Source organism: Roseomonas populi (genome assembly GCF_024594815.1).
Lineage (GTDB): Bacteria > Pseudomonadota > Alphaproteobacteria > Acetobacterales > Acetobacteraceae > Roseomonas > Roseomonas populi.
This window is the reverse complement of sequence record NZ_JANJOU010000010.1, coordinates 89,014-103,631: the sequence shown is the minus strand read 5'-3', so window position 1 is coordinate 103,631 and position 14,618 is coordinate 89,014. Positions and strand designations below refer to the sequence as shown.

The following is a 14,618-nucleotide window of genomic DNA, read 5'->3' as shown; positions in this document are numbered from 1 at the left end:
GCGGGGCCGGGCTCTCAGCCTGCCTATGCGCCAAATCCGGCTTCCTCACACCGCTTCCTTAGGGCGATCAGGCGTTCCGACTGCCAGTCGGTAGGGATTCGTCTTGGAATGACACAGGCGGCAGCCAAAGCGGTCAGATCATCCTGCGTCGCGACGCGGCGGCTCGTGGCGAACTCCCGGATGGTCCGCCAGAACGCGCCTCCTGCTTCCAGCACCTCTTTCTGGGCTTCCAGGCCATCGGCAACACGCTGGCCGCCACGTTCGTCCCGCTTGGCGGCCGTGACATCGGCCTTCGACACCAGGAAGCCGTCCAAGCCATCCACGACGGGGACTGCCGCCTCGAGCGCCTTGGTCCTGCATGCCTGCTGCTTGGCCCACTCCGAGATGTTCTGCCCATCGACGACGGGCGACCGAAGCACCTGCGCCATCACCTCGGCTATTGCCAGAAGCTGCTGTTGCAGCGCCTCGCCGGACGCCTGCATGCTCCAGACCCTTGCGAAATCGAGAATGCCGCCCCTGCTCTCGTCGCTCGCCAGCTTGGAGAGCCTTGCGAGAGTGTAGGCGACGATCTGGGAGCGGTAGCCGCCACCATACCACGGAGCGTTAGAGACCAGCTTCTCGGCTGCCTGGAAGAGGATGTTCCGCGCCACAGCCGCTCGGAACCAGTCATCCCCGTAGGTGCTGCGGCGACTTTCGTCGAGCCACTCCTTGGTCATGCGCTCCGCGAACGCCGTGAATGCTTTCTCCGCGCCCTTGCATGCGACATCGGGCAGAAGGTCGAAGCAGCTCTCGACCTTCGCCATGTCGGTCTTGGTGATAACCTGCTGCCTCGGGTTCTGACGCACGAAGACATCGCGCTGCGCGTCCGTTCTGCCAGCCTGGTCGTTAAGGTACTGACCCCTCGCCCGCTCGTAGTACCAGTGCGTCTGGGTCAACGAGCCGCTTAGAGCGGGAGCCAGTATCCGACGCGACAGCGTCTCCATCCTCCGATGGAACGGATGGTTGGCGAAGAAGTCGCTGTCGCGCACGCTATTCTGCCGATTGGCAAACTTTGAGATGCGAGGAATCAGCTCCTCACCGATGGCGGGAGCGACAACCGACAGCTTCATCGGCACGAAGACCTTGCCCGCAGGCAGCTTCTTGTCACGCTTGAAGCTCGCCAGCGTCGCAGTGGTCTGGGCACCGTTGACTATCTGGAGGTCGGTGATTGCTGTCAGCAGACATGTGCCGCTTTCGCCCTGCGTCTTCTCGACTTCAGATGCCGTTGCCGCGATGCCATTGTTGTACGCGAAAAACCGCTCGGGCTCCTTCCCCAGCGTGTCCAGCATGCCCTTGTTCGTGTTGCCTCGCCTTCCAAGGAAGGTACGGACGTTGCCTTCGAGCAGGCGGCTGCCGTGCTTGATGTAGATATCCGACAGGGTTTCGGCGGGGATGACGGCGAGATAGGCGTCATACTCGTTCTCGCCAAGGGATGCTGGCAGGACAGGAAGTCCACCGCCCGGTAAGGAGGTCAGGTCGATGACGAGGTCGTCCCTGACGCTCACCGCATCGTGGATCCGACGGAGCCTCGTCGCGTCCCAGATCTGAAAGGTGATCGGCACATCGTCCTTCGTGCGATTCGGCGGGATATCCTTGAGACGCTCGCTGGTCGGCCTGTCCGTAAGGACATGGAGCCGCAGCGCGGTGAAGGCGCCTGAGCTATGGATGCGGTTTGCCAGTCCTGCCAGGGGCCGACTCTCTTCGATGCTCGCCGACAGCCAGCCATCGCGAGCCTGTTCGTAGACGTTGGTGAGCCGGTTGAACCCTTGTTCACGCGCCTCGGCCAGGGTGATTGGGGTTATAGGCGACCCCTGCTGGGCCTGGATTGCGATGAAGAGATGCACGGAGCCGTCCGCCTCGTCGAAGGCGTTTGCGTCGATTTCCAGGCGCCTCCTCTGAGGCCCCGTGAGCATCTCCGGGCAGATCTCTGCCTCCGGCGCTTCACCGGCTTCGCGGAGCCGTTCGAGGACTTCCATGACGAAGCCTTCGCGCAGGCTGGTGTTGTGAACCTCGGCGCGTGCGGCGCTCGATGCCAGCAGCTCGGTGCGGAATTCCTCATCGGTCATGGAGCGTCCACAAGTCCTGAGCCCTTCCTGCCGGGGAGAAGTACCCGATAGCTTGCCTCGACAATACCGGATGGCACGGTGCTACGAATGAGCTTCGGGAAAGCCGGGCCAACCGGATACGGGTCGACGGCCATGGGTCTGAGCGCCAGCTCGTGGTGCGATGGGTGCTCGTGCCACCGCAATTGGCCTAACGCGATGTCGAAGAGGCGCTCCGCCTGGGGATGCCCTGCCAGTAACAGGCGGGTCCCCGCGATCAGCCCCGGAGCAGTAACGGCGCCCGCAGCGCCGGGCTGGGAGTTCTCGACGCGCACAGCGATGAGCGTGAGCGGATCACCGAGACCGTCGAGCTGCGCAAGATTGGCGATGCTCACCTCGTTGGCGTGTGCCCGTATCGTCTTCACCTCCACCCTGGCGCCGTCCGGGAGAATGAAGTCCTGCGGTGCTCCAGCCGGGCCTCGCCACGACGCAACTGACTGAAGCGGCCCAAGGGTGGGAAGAAGCAGATCCCGCAGGACCAGCAGTTCGCCGATCAGCCCCTGCAGGACGCTTTCGCCCAGCCCCCCGGCCTCGCGGTCGAGAAGCGCGCGCCAATGCTGTATGCGTTGGACGACCACTCCTCCGAGATGGCCCGGCGCGATGCCCTCCCGCGTGCAGGCCACGATGTCGTCACACAGGGCAGCAAAGACGGGACGGAGCCGAGGCTCGTTCAGGGTGAGGCGCAACGTCCATCGGCCATCGACCCTCGTGCGGACCTCGACAGCTATCGCCCGCATCGTCTCCACGGGTGGAGGCTTGTCCTGCAAGAGGACCAGCAGGCCGATGGCGCCCGGCGGAACGATGTCGGCATAGATATCATGCGGGTGCCGGGCATCGATTCGTGTCTGTGCCGCTACGCCGCCTGTTGCCAGCTGGTTCCAGAGAGGCTCAATCGACATCGTCCTGACCATTCAGGACGTCGTCGTCCTCCGCATCGGTCTCGGGGAGCAGACTGCGCTGTGCCACACGATTCAGCCGGTAGTGCACCAGTTCCTTCTCGGAATCCGGACTTGGCTTGCCTGGGAAGTGCATACCGAGCGCGGGAAGGAGCATCCCTTCCCGATAGGGCGTGCGCGTGTCCTTGTCCCGGACGACGCCCCGGATGGGGTAGAGGATGAGGAGGGGGTTGGACATCACATCCCTGATCGACGGCTCGTCCTCCGTCTGCCCCTCTTCGGTCAGCTCTTCGTATTCTCCAAGGGTGAAGGCATGTCGCAGGTCAGACTTTCCGCCGACACGGGCGGACTTGCCTGAAATCTGGACGGCCCTGTCGTTCGGCTTGTGCTTGACCACGCGTTCGCTGGCGTTGATGTTGAAATCGGCCAGCGCTGGGAACTCGATCACCTTTGTCTTCGACTGGCCGCCCGTCGGCATGGCGACGGTCCACAAAGCGAGTTTGTTTCCTTGCTCCTTATTCCGTCGCACGAACTCGGCGATCGAGTCTGGCTGGAAATCGTAGTTCATCGGGTGGACTGCAAACCGTTCGAGCATGGCCGCGACGAGTTCGGCAGGCACCTCCCGCCATACCAGCGCCCCCTTGAAAGGCGACTCGGCCGGGTTAATGCCCTTCGCGCCCATGGCGTTCACAAACTTCTCGATTTCCGCGACGTTCCTCTCGTTCTCGGTCTTGCCCGCGTAGAGCAGTGGCGACTCGATGCCGCGGCCAGTGAGCGAGATGTCGCGCTGGATTGCGATGGTCCGACCTGTGAGCATCTTGTTACGGGCGGTTATAAGCAGCGTCCCGGGATGCGTCCTGACCCGGAGGCCGAATTCGCGCGGTGTTGCCTTCCGCAGGATCATTCGGGTGAAGTCGGACTTCAGCTCCAGCGTCGCCTCGGTCACCTTGCGGTACATGCCGCGAGCATCAGTGGTGAGCCAGATCCGACAGAGATCCTCATAACCGTCGCGGTATCCAAACCAGCGCCCCATCTGCAGCAGGGTGTCATAGGCCCGAGAGTCCCGCAGGAAGTAGCTTGTGGTCAGTCCTTCGAGGGTAAGGCCGCGGGAGAGGCTGTTGCCGCCGACTGCGATGACGCGCGTGCCGGGCGCTTCCTTCGCAACCGTGTAGTCGAGGCTCTTGGCCCCTGTGCTTTGGTTAACAGCCTGAACGGTGATAGGCGCCATGGACGTGTGGAGGGCTCTTAGCACCATCGGCCAGGTCACCTCGACACGCATGAACTCCTTGATGAACATGCGCTCGAGGTCGGCCACCTCGGGAGAATCCCGAGCGGCACGATCCGGCGGCAGTTCGCCGTAGAGTCGGACGGCGCGCCTGACCTGTTCCAGCAGGTCATGCAGTGCAACGGCCAGAGTATTCTGCACGGCAGTGAAGCGTGAGACGTTGACCAGCATGGAGCGGTGGATGCCCCCACCGTTTCCGGGCGCGCCCGCCGCAGCACGCAGATCGCGGATGGCCGTGGCAAGCAGGAAGCTGAAGACGGCGTCCCGAAGGGATGCGGGCAACGGACCCAGTTCGTGGTCCTTCTTGTGCCCGTCAGGCATCCACTCGTCCGCGTCGGTGACCGTGCGGATGACCTCGTGGTCCAGTTCCTCGTCAGTACCTTCGTTAGGCGTATTGAACAGGCGATGCATGCCGACGTAATTCCCCGGCGGCTTCAGCACATGGATGAAGTCTCTCGGAAATAGGTCATCGTCGAGCATCTCGTGAGTCGAGTCTGGATCGATGAAAATGTTGGCGAACGGGGTGGCGGTGAAGCCGACGTAACTGGACCTGTCGAAAAGCCCGAGCAGATCGCGAATGGCCTTGTTGATGGCGGTGGTCTCGTTCGGGTCGCTCTTCGTGTTGATGGAGGCGTTGTCCGCCTCGTCGTCGATGAGCAGCATCGGCAGCGCGATGCGCCCGTTCTGTGTGGGGTTCCTCGCCCTGAGCCAGCTCGCCAAGCGCTCCAGCACCGCCTTGTTCTTCTTCATGACGACGAGAACGGGTTCGTTCACAGCACCAAGTGATATGTTGAGCGCCGATGCCGCGGCTTTCTGGAAGTCACGATCTTTCGAGGTGAACACGACGCCGAAGCGCTGCGCGTTCTTCAGGCCAACGCCAACGGGGCGGCGATGCTTCACCTTGGTGTCGTTCAGAAAGTCGCTGCTGTCGTAACCAATGAACGATTCGTCGAGGCGCTCCTGCGTCTGGCGACGGACGTTCTCGAGGATGCCCGTGAGCAGGATGATCATTCGATAGCCTGCGTCGGCAGCCTTGCAGATCAGGGCGGCGTATGTCGCCGTCTTCCCCGACTGGACGTCACCGACAACTAGACCGCGACGTCGCCATTGGCCAGAACTGATGGGGTCTCCGAGAAGGTCGAGCATCTCGTCGGTGGATTTGTCGAGCGTCGCGGCGACCATCGCCGACCAGCCTCGCTCGATTAGGAATTCTCTGTATCGCGTCCAGTAGAATGGGTCGATTGAGGCGCGGCGGGGATTTAGCCAAGCTGCGTGTTCGGCGGAATCCCGGAGGGTGTCGCCCATCTCCATGCGGATGGCGAAGCGCGCATGGATTGTCCTGCGGGCGTCCTCTACGACCTTCTCGGGCAGCTGAAAGGCGTCCTTCAGCCGGGTCAGGAAGTCAACGATCTGGGCTTCCGTCGGAGGATGCGCGGGAAACCTGTTGCCTGCCATTGCGGTGATCTGGTCGGGAGTCATGCCGAGAGCTCCGCCTGTACGGATTTCGCCGCTTCAGGATTGCGGTTGAATGGGTCAGTGAAGGGAAGTCTCTGCAGCAGTGCCTTGAGCACGTCGGGCTGGTCCGAGAAAGCAGCCACTAGTCTGGTTGCGTGGGCCAGCAGGTCTTCCCGGGTGGGAACGGCCGCCTCGGCTACTGGGAGGTCATTGCTGATGTGCAGGTAGATCTCGTGGGCGGGCAGGGTAGACTCGAGCAGGCTAAGCAGCCTGCTGACATCTGCGCCGCTATGCTGGCCCTCCGTTATGCTGGCGACTGCGGGGTGGGCGCGGTTCACCACCCATGAAGCGGCTCCATCCCTGTCGTCCTGGCGTAGCCAGATCGGCACACGCTCGGCGGTAAGCTGTACTGTCCCCCGATGGGTGTAGACACGCTTACTGCGGGTAGCGACGTCTCCGACAATCCTCTTCAGATGCGGACGGAGTGCAGGCGGAGGTTCGGCAGTCGTCTTCCGGATATCGATTTTCCAAATGTGATCAAGCGCAACGGGCAGCTCGACCCGTACCCGGGCAAGGCGCAGCAACTCGTCAGCCGGGATTATTCTGAACCATCCTCCGGGCACCACGAGCCGCCCGCCGCGGTAGATGTAGAAGCCGTGGTTGGACTTCAGATTCTCGCGGCCGCCTGCGCGTTCGAGGTCCTGTGCGCCGAGGCGGGAAGGAAAGGGCAGCACGAAGGGAGACACACAGACGGTCTGGCCATCGAGGAGAAAGGTCTCTCGATGAAGCGTCTGGCCCCTGGAATGTCCCTCGAGAAACGGGTCGATGCGGGGCAGGGAGCGCCCGTTCAGGCGTATGTCGAAGCCCTTGCCGAATTCTCCGCCGAGGTAGCGATGGAACGTCAGGGCGAGGTGGTCCGCCGCATCGTTCATGACGGCGTTGAATGCGTTGTGGACGTCGCCACTTGGCTCCACAAGGCGGTCGAGTTTCTCCCACAGGATGACGGTGCCGCTCTTGCGACTTTTCAGACTCGCAAGGACATCGGCGGGAAGCGCTTCGGGTTCAGGCCGTTCGAGCCACCAAGCCTCCAGGCGCTCACACTCGTCAAGATCCCAGCGAGCGACTGACAGCGACCCGTTTACCACGGACGCCACGGTAAACCGCTTGCATTGGGACAGGGATGCCGTCTTCAGGCCGAGGCCGAAGCGGCCGAGGTCGGTTGGTTCCCGCGCCAGCCTCGGATCACGGCTGCCGAAGCGCATCGCGGAAACCAAGGCGTCTGCATCCATTCCGCAGCCGTCATCTAGTATGGTCAGGCTCGGTACAGCCTGCGACGAGAGGTTGATTTCGATGGTTCGCGCGCCCGCCGAGACGCTGTTGTCGAGGAGGTCGGCGAGCGCGGCACGCATGCTGTAGCCGACGGCCCGCAGCGAGTTCATCAGGAGCGGAGCGAGAGGAGGAAGGTCCAGCCCGGCAGCAGACATTCAGCCGCCATGCCCCAACAAAAAAGATCGGGGAGCGCCGCGAAGCGCGGCAGCTAACCCGAACCCTGGCGTGCGCACTTGCCCGTGCTGCCTACCCTCCAAGGCCACCCCCGAACGAATCTGCCCCAACACGGTCCATCCCAGTGATGGTGTACGTCTCAAGCAATCGCCCGTGTGAGATTATCAGCTTCGTTGGCGGTGTGTAGTTCCAGCCCCAGGAAATATTCGCTTTCAACCGGCGTTCCTGAGGCCGTTGCGCCCCTGAGAAGCGTTTGGCGACGGGCGGCACCAAGGATTCTACCAATTCCCTCCCGCACCCCGCCAGGAAATGACGGGGTCTGTGAGTCGAGCCGGACGACCACGTGCCCGCCTTCTGGCGAATTGCCCGCCGATGCTGCTCGTGGTGAGCCCCGTTCATTCAGCTCGGACACCCTTGAAGATTTCAGAGACGCCCGGCCGCGGGACTGTGGCGGGCAGTTACACTGCAGGGGTACCCCGGAAAATGCTGGGCTATGCCGGAAGCGACACCTGGGACGGGCTGACGAGGTGCGGGGCCCCGACCCGGTCAGCAGACGGACGGCGCTGGTGAAGCGGCCGGGCAGCCAGGACTTCACTAGACAGCCCCTCAGTCGTCCGCGGCGCCCCGGGAACCGCGAGGCGCCCCTGCCGCCGCGCTAGGTTCCCTGTCATTCGGGGCTCTGTAGAATGGTCGGATACGTCAGATTCGCTGCCCTCATCTCGGTTCCGACCTTCGGGCAGCGTGTCGAGTCGCCAAGCTGACCCAGTCACAGCTGGCCTTCCAGGTCGCGATCTCCTTGCCGACACTGCGCCAAGCCGAGCGGGGGCAAGAAGCGCTCTCAACCTACGTTGTCCTTGCGAGCGAGTTGGGCCAGGAGATCGGCGGTCGCTCCCTGCCGCCCGGGGAATTCTTGGGCGCGCGTCTATCGGCGTTGCGTCGGCGGAGGGGCATGGGGCGCCGTGTCGTGGCCGAGCTGGCGGGCCTGAGTGACCGTTTGAGAATTCAGCGATGGGCGACCCTGCGGAGGAGGAGGGCGCCAATGGTGACGTGGATCATGGCTTCGGAGACGTCGAGGCGTCGCTCGTAATCGCTGACGAGGCGGCGCCAGCGGATCATCCAGCCGAAGGTTCTCTCTACCACCCAGCGCCGGGGTAGGACCGTGAACCCGGCCGGGTCGGACCGGCGGACGATCTGGACGACAAAATCGAGAAACGCCGCCTTATCCATCAGCTTAGAGCACCTGACGAAACCGGCCGGTGAGCGTTCTGAGGGGCTTGGCGAAACCCCTGGTTCCGGACGATCTATGGGCGGTTGTTGAGCCGCTGCTGCCGCCCGAGCGGCTCAAGCCGAAAGGCGGTCGGCCGCGGCTATCGGATCGGGCGGCGCTGACGGGCATTTTGTTCGTGCTGAAGTCCGGCCTGCCCTGGGAGATGCTGCCCGCCGAGATGGGTTGCGGGTCGGGGATGAGCTGCTGGCGGCGGCTGCGGGACTGGCAGGAGGCCAGGGTCTGGGCAGCCTTGCACCGCGTGCTGCTGGAGCGGCTTCAGGCCGCAGGTGCCATCGACTGGCGCCGGGCAGCGCTCGACAGCGCGAGCATCGCAGCCAAAAGGGGGGCGAAGCGGTCGGGCCCAACCCGACAGACCGTGGTAAACTGGGTACCAAACGCCACCTCGTCACGGATGCCCGCGGCACGCCGCTTGGCCTGACGTTGAGCGGGGCCAACCGCCAGACAGCCGCATGCTCGCCCCGACCCTGGACGCCATCCCGCCGATCAGGACCGGCCACCGCGGCCGACCTCAGCGCAGGCCGGGCAAACTCCACGCCGACAAGGCCTACGACCATCGCCGCTGCCGCCAGGAGTGCCGCGCCCGCAGCATCATCCCGCGTATCGCACGCCGCGGCATCGAGAGCAGCAGCCACCTCGGCCGACACCACTGGGTGGTGGAACGCACCTTCGCCTGGCTGGCCCGTTACCGCCGTCTGACCATCCGGTATAAGCGCCGAGCCGACATCCACCTCGCCTTCACCACACTTGCCTGCGCCCTCGTCTGCCTCAGCCAGATCAGACGGTTCTGTTAGATGTTCTTAGCTCCTCCCGTAGTTGCCAGCTCCGGGGGGAGGGGGGCGAGCATCCGCTTGCCCGTGGCGTGAGACGACCGCGCGTCATGCACCACGGGCAGGCTTGATGGTCTTCGTCAGGTCGTGGCGAGCAAAGCCGCCGGGCTACGGGCGTCTTGGAGGAGGCGAGCCGCGTCACTCATCGAGGCGTGCCGTTCGTGGACTAGTGCGGGCAGGGCGTCCGCCAGGATGGGCAGCCCCAGAATGCTGCGTTCGGCGAGCCAACCTTCCAGCCGAGCGGCCACGTCGGGATTCTCCCACGGCTCGTCGCCGACCTGCCAGAGGTAGGTTTCCCTGACATGCCGGATCCAAAGCCAGGGCTCCACCCGCTCGACCGAACTGTCCGGGCGGATGCGCCACATCGGCTTATAGTCGCGCGAGAAGACGACGATTGACCCTTCGGCCTCGGTCCAGAAGCCGTAGGGCATGTGGAGCCGCATTGGCAGGAACAAGGGAAGCGGGGTCCTCGGGGTGATATACTCGAAGTCGGCGACCAGCATGGAAGAGCTGCCGTGCGATACCACTCGGGTTGCCTTACCGGACTCCCGCAGGATGACGACTTGCCCGTCGAGGCCCGACGATTTGAGCCTGCCGACAGCGCCCGGCATCCGCGGGGCCGAAAGTGGCATGGACGTCGCCCGGAAGCAGGCCAGCCGGATGGCGATCTGGTCCGCTAGGTTCGGCGGGCGATCCCCAGTCAGCCTCGCCCCTGACAGGGCATGCTGGGCATCGCCATCCGGGATCCCGAGCGCCCCGGCGAGCCCGAGAGCGAGCCGCGCGTGCCGCTGGACGAAGTCGTCGTAGGCCAGTTCCGTGTCCAGTGGACTGTGCGGCGAACTGGCAAGTCCGCCCTCAAGTTCGTGCCAGTCCCGGTAGCCGCAGGCCCGCGCTACGGCCCGCTGCGATTGTGCCAGGGGCACGCCCAGCAGGCGCGCCACGTGCTTCGCGGCCTTCTTGGGCCGCGTAACGTTGGGCAGGAAAATCCTCATCAAACACCTTCCGATGCGCCTTGGAAGGCAGGTCCACTCTACCGTTCGGCGCGATCAGAAAGGTTGTCGCGTCTGAAAGCCACACTTGCCCCGAAGGCTTCGCCATTGTGGACGGCGCGGGAGTAACTCCGCTAGCCCGACCATAAGCCAGTCCAGTGCGAAGTCAAATTCAATAGGGCATGGCTCGCCTTCTCCATTCAACCGCCGCCCGGTTCGGGCCGCAGGCCCTCAACGGGCCCGCCCAACGGTAACCCCGCGCGCGTCGTAGAGCGCCGCATGAAGATCTCGGAGGAAATCTTCGGAGAACACGCCGTTCCGGATGGCCGCCTGGAAAAGCGGCAAGAGCTCATTTTCCGGAAGGTCAAGCGGGCGCATCATCATCCTCCCATCCTTCCACCACGAAAACCTGATCTCGTCCTGCCCCTGATGCTTCACGTGCAACCGCTCGATCCGAGATCCGCCAATGTCGGCGTGGGCGAGTTCAGTGGCGTAGTGGGTATCCCGCATATGGATCGGCTCCTCCGTGTCTGTTTCCAAGCATAAGCTCGCTCAGACACAGGTTCGATGGGCTTATCCGTCGGAAGCCGATTCGAGACCGAGACGCTACTCCAGGGGACACCGCCACGCCGCCTGGGGCGAACGCTTCGAGCTGCCCGAGATCGTGAGTAGCAGCGCCCTCGAGAGCGGCTTGGCTATTGGCAATGCCTTGGTATGGTCCGGATGCATGACGAATCGGGACCGGATCCACAGGCGTGGGTCGCTGTGGCTGAACTCGGTTCTGGTGAACTACCCAAGCCAGGCGATGCCCGCCGCCGTGGTTCCCTACGCGCGGGAACGTTTCAACGAGGCCCTCGACCGGTCCGCGGGCAAGTCGCTCCCGGTCCGGTTGCCGGACGACGAGATGGCGCTCGTCCCCCTCACTGACGACACCGTGCTTCCCGGACCGGAAACCTGGCTCGACACCCGGCAGAATCCACGCTTGCTGTCGACGTTGGTGCGGGAGGCGGTGTTCCGGCAGCTGCGCCACATCGCGGAGACGAGGGGTATCTACAAAGTCGTGGGCCGCAAGCCGCCCACCGTTGAGACCCTGAAGGACTTCGGGCTCGTCCCGGCGCACCTGGGCCTGCCGCCGTGGCTCACGAAGCGCGTGGTCATCACCTTCGAGACCCGGATCGTCGAGCTCCCGGGCGCTGGTCCCACAGTCGTCCTGACTTGCGTCCAGAGGCTCCGCACCATAATCGGGGCGAACTGCGAGGAACTCACGGCCGCTGGGGTGGGACTGATCGGGTCCTACGTGTCCCAGTGGGCAGCGCGTCCCGACCCTGCTCTGGACGACCGCCTCGAGATCGCCGGTCGAGTGGTGTCCGTCGAAGGAGGAGTGCTGACCCTCGCGGACCATGCAGGAGGCCCGGATCGGATACCGGCGACCGAAGCGTTCCTCGAGCCGACCCGGGCCAACTTCGACTCCGTCGTCGAGGAGCTGACGCAGCGGAGAGCGGAGCGCATTATCGCCGAGATCACCCGCCGGGAGGCGGACTGGCGCTGGGGCGAAGTCGTGCAGAAGCGGGTGGAGCGCGCGTTCGACTTCATCCGCGGCGCGGAACTCTGGTTGGCCCGCGGCGTCCCTCTCGAACTGGGGCCCTTGCTCGGCGAGGGAGCGCCCTTTCCGTCAGCCCATCAGTTCCCCAAGCCGATCCTGTCCTTCGACCCGGGCGGGAGGCATTCGGATGCTTGGGCACAGCGGACGCTGGACAAGGTCGGCCCCTATGACCGGCAGACCTTCGAAGCCAAGCGACTGCGGATCGCGGTGGTCTGCGAGGCGTCCCAGCGCGGGCGGACCTCCGAGGTCGTCGCGGCCTTCCTCGAAGGCATGCCCGACGTGCGCTCGTCCAAGGGCCTAGTGCCTCATGAGACAGGGCTCGTGGGCCGCTTCCGCCTCCAGCAGGCGTCGGTCGAGTTCTTCGAGGTGAGCGCCGCGACCGGGGAGGCCTACGCCGACGCCGCCCGGAGGGCGATGAGCATGGCGGCCGAACGGGACCAGCCATGGGACCTCGGGATCCTGCAGGTGCGCCGCGAATGGAAGGAACTGCCCGAGGCCAGCAGCCCGTACTGGATGGCGAAGGCGACGTTCCTGAAGCGGGACGTGCCGACCCAGGCGCTCGCTACGGAGATGATGCATCTTTCGGCCTTCGAGCAGGCATGCGCGCTCGCGAACGCGTCCCTCGCGACCTATGCCAAGCTCGGGGGCAAGCCATGGCTGCTGCGGACGAAGGGTTCGACGGACCATGAGCTCGTCTTCGGGCTCGGCTCGAGTACCCGCAAGACGGGGCGGAAGGGCGCGGGGGAACGTGTCGTCGGGATCACCACGGTCTTCTCGAGCGAGGGCAACTACCTGCTGGACGCCCATACAGGGGCGGTCCCGTTCCAAGAGTATCCTGCCTGCCTGACCGAGGTGCTCAGGAAGGCCGTCACGAGGGTTCGCGACGAGAACGCCTGGAGGCCGCGCGACAGCGTCAGGCTCGTATTCCACGCCTTCACGCAGGTGCGGCGCGAGACCGCCGAGGCTGTCGCGCAGGCGGTCCAGGATCTCGGGCTGGACCGCGTGACCTTCGCCTTCCTTCACGTGGCTGAAGACCATCCCTGGACTCTCCTCGACCTCTCCGCCCGTTCCGGGAAGTGTGCTTTCGGGCCGGAGCGCGGGCAGGCCATCGAACTCGGTGAAAGGGAATGGCTCGTCTCCCTCACGGGACGCCAGCAGGTGAAGGCTGACGGCCAGGGGATCCCGGCCCCGGTGCTGCTGCGGCTGCACGGGGACTCTACCTTCAAGGACATGCTGTACCTGTCGCGACAGGTGTCCGACTTCGCGTGCCATTCCTGGCGGACCTTCGGCCCCTCCCGTGCGCCGATCACCCTTCTCTACGCCGACGAGATCGCGAAGCAGCTCGCAGGCCTGGAGCAGACTGCCGCGTGGGATCGGGACGCCGTCACCGGCCGCATCATGCGCAAGCCCTGGTTCCTGTGAACTCCGGGCCGAGCCTCGCAGTACTGCGCTCGGAACTCCGGACCATCCTGGCCGGGGCAGAGCAGATGCAGAGCCATCTACGAGCTTTCGTTCGCTGGGTCGGAGGTAACGGCCCGGCACTGGAAGTGCTGCTGGCCGAGGCGGTCGTGTCGCTCACCTCCGGGGGGCGCTCGTCGCTGGACGTCGCCACCCTCGGCTACGTGGCGGCCCTCGGCGGGCTGGACGACGCGGCCCGGGGCGCGATGGTGGAAGGGCTCGCCTGGCTTCGCGACCGGGTCTGGTTCCGGCCTCAGCAGGCACCGACCTTGGAGGCGGACGGCGTCTCGGCGCTTGGTGTCGCCCTTGCGGCATCAGCGCTGGGCCGGGCCGGGTCCGAAGCGTGGCTGAGCCGTCTCGTCACCAGGAGTGTCGCCCTGCCGGGCCTTCCGCCCTGCGAGCGCTCCCTGTTCGCGGCGGCGGCCGAAGTGCTCGCCGTGCCGGGGAGGCCAGCGCTGGACGCGATGGCACCCGTCGCACGCGTGGCGTTGGCCGTCCGCGGGATCGGCCCGGGCACCAGCGAGGCAGAACGGGCGGCGGCGTGGTCACAGGCGCATCGCTTCTCGGGGGACGACTTCGTCGAAGCAACGCTGACCTTGGCGGCCCTCGACGCCCTCGCGGAGGTGAGCCTCCCGGCCAAGTTGGGCGTGGCTGAACCCGCCGACGTCGTGCGGCTGCTCGAAGGCGTCCACCGGTCCATGCGCCGCTGGGCCTGGGATCAAGCTCCGCTCACGCAGCACTCCCGGACTGCGAGGTGGGACATCTCGAACGAGTACCACGTCCAGGACCTGCTCTGGGCCCTGCTGGCACCTGTATTCCCCGACCTCACCGATGAGGAAAACCTTCCCTCAGTGGGGCAGAAGAACCCTCGCGCCGACCTCACGATCGCCAGCCTCGGCACCATCATCGAGGTCAAGTTCCTCCGTCCCCGGGCGAGCTTCCAGTCCATCATCGGCGAGGTCGCGGAGGATGCATCGCTGTACCGCACGGACCCCCGCTGGACGTCGCTCGTGCCCTTCGTCTGGGACGACTCCGCCCGGACCGAGGAGCACGCCATGCTCGTGAAGGGCCTGTGCACCCTTCCCATGGTGGTCGGGGCAGTGGTCGTCCCACGCCCCCGCAAAATGACCCTGGTACCACCGCCCGATGCAGCCCCGGGTGCATGAGCCCGGT

8 protein-coding genes and 2 pseudogenes are annotated in these 14,618 nt (G+C 65.1%); 3 read left to right on the top strand and 7 right to left on the bottom strand.

Annotation, left to right across the window (positions count from 1 at the left end; genetic code table 11):
* Nucleotides 1–23: 23 nt before the first annotated feature.
* From NRP21_RS13895 to NRP21_RS13875, 5 genes and pseudogenes are all read right to left on the bottom strand, one after another.
* Nucleotides 24–2,105: an AIPR family protein gene (locus tag NRP21_RS13895; RefSeq protein ID WP_257716811.1), complete on the bottom strand. Its 2,082-nt coding sequence runs from the start codon at nt 2,103–2,105 to the stop codon at nt 24–26.
* Nucleotides 2,102–3,052, bottom strand: coding sequence for a PD-(D/E)XK motif protein (locus NRP21_RS13890; protein WP_257716810.1), 951 nt, complete (start codon nt 3,050–3,052; stop codon nt 2,102–2,104). The genes NRP21_RS13895 and NRP21_RS13890 overlap by 4 nt, the downstream gene beginning before the upstream one ends.
* On the bottom strand, nt 3,030–5,801 hold the full coding sequence (locus NRP21_RS13885; RefSeq protein WP_257716809.1) for a Z1 domain-containing protein: 2,772 nt from the start codon (nt 5,799–5,801) through the stop codon (nt 3,030–3,032). Before NRP21_RS13885 ends, NRP21_RS13890 begins: the two co-directional genes overlap by 23 nt.
* Nucleotides 5,798–7,261: an ATP-binding protein gene (locus tag NRP21_RS13880; RefSeq protein WP_257716808.1), complete on the bottom strand. Its 1,464-nt coding sequence runs from the start codon at nt 7,259–7,261 to the stop codon at nt 5,798–5,800. Before NRP21_RS13880 ends, NRP21_RS13885 begins: the two co-directional genes overlap by 4 nt.
* 1,021 nt (nt 7,262–8,282) lie before the next feature.
* A pseudogene (locus tag NRP21_RS13875) lies at nt 8,283–8,513 on the bottom strand (transposase); the annotation flags it as partial.
* A 41-nt stretch (nt 8,514–8,554) separates the two neighbouring features.
* Here NRP21_RS13875 and NRP21_RS13870 point away from each other — a divergent pair.
* Nucleotides 8,555–9,359: pseudogene (locus NRP21_RS13870) on the top strand (IS5 family transposase).
* Nucleotides 9,360–9,475: 116 nt separating this feature from the next.
* Here NRP21_RS13870 and NRP21_RS13865 read toward each other — a convergent pair.
* Entirely contained in the window at nt 9,476–10,387 is a 912-nt protein-coding gene (locus NRP21_RS13865) for a hypothetical protein (RefSeq protein ID WP_257716807.1), read from the bottom strand.
* A gap of 228 nt (nt 10,388–10,615) precedes the next feature.
* Nucleotides 10,616–10,894, bottom strand: coding sequence for a hypothetical protein (locus NRP21_RS13860; protein ID WP_257716806.1), 279 nt, complete (start codon nt 10,892–10,894; stop codon nt 10,616–10,618).
* A gap of 217 nt (nt 10,895–11,111) precedes the next feature.
* Between NRP21_RS13860 and NRP21_RS13855 the strand changes: the two genes are divergently transcribed.
* The gene (locus tag NRP21_RS13855) at nt 11,112–13,409 is read left to right on the top strand and encodes an argonaute/piwi family protein (RefSeq protein WP_257716805.1); all 2,298 of its coding nucleotides are present in this window, start codon (nt 11,112–11,114) and stop codon (nt 13,407–13,409) included.
* A gap of 125 nt (nt 13,410–13,534) precedes the next feature.
* Nucleotides 13,535–14,611, top strand: coding sequence for a PD-(D/E)XK nuclease domain-containing protein (locus NRP21_RS13850; RefSeq protein ID WP_257716804.1), 1,077 nt, complete (start codon nt 13,535–13,537; stop codon nt 14,609–14,611).
* Nucleotides 14,612–14,618 lie beyond the last annotated feature (7 nt).

What these genes read in the sequence shown, in the direction of transcription:
- NRP21_RS13895 (WP_257716811.1), bottom strand. Translation starts at nt 2,105, where the DNA reads ATGACCGATGAGGAATTCCGCACCGAGCTGCTGGCATCGAGCGCCGCA.
- NRP21_RS13890 (WP_257716810.1), bottom strand. Translation starts at nt 3,052, where the DNA reads ATGGTCAGGACGATGTCGATTGAGCCTCTCTGGAACCAGCTGGCAACA.
- NRP21_RS13885 (WP_257716809.1), bottom strand. Translation starts at nt 5,801, where the DNA reads ATGACTCCCGACCAGATCACCGCAATGGCAGGCAACAGGTTTCCCGCG.
- NRP21_RS13880 (WP_257716808.1), bottom strand. Translation starts at nt 7,261, where the DNA reads ATGTCTGCTGCCGGGCTGGACCTTCCTCCTCTCGCTCCGCTCCTGATG.
- NRP21_RS13865 (WP_257716807.1), bottom strand. Translation starts at nt 10,387, where the DNA reads ATGAGGATTTTCCTGCCCAACGTTACGCGGCCCAAGAAGGCCGCGAAG.
- NRP21_RS13860 (WP_257716806.1), bottom strand. Translation starts at nt 10,894, where the DNA reads ATGCGGGATACCCACTACGCCACTGAACTCGCCCACGCCGACATTGGC.
- NRP21_RS13855 (WP_257716805.1), top strand. Translation starts at nt 11,112, where the DNA reads ATGACGAATCGGGACCGGATCCACAGGCGTGGGTCGCTGTGGCTGAAC.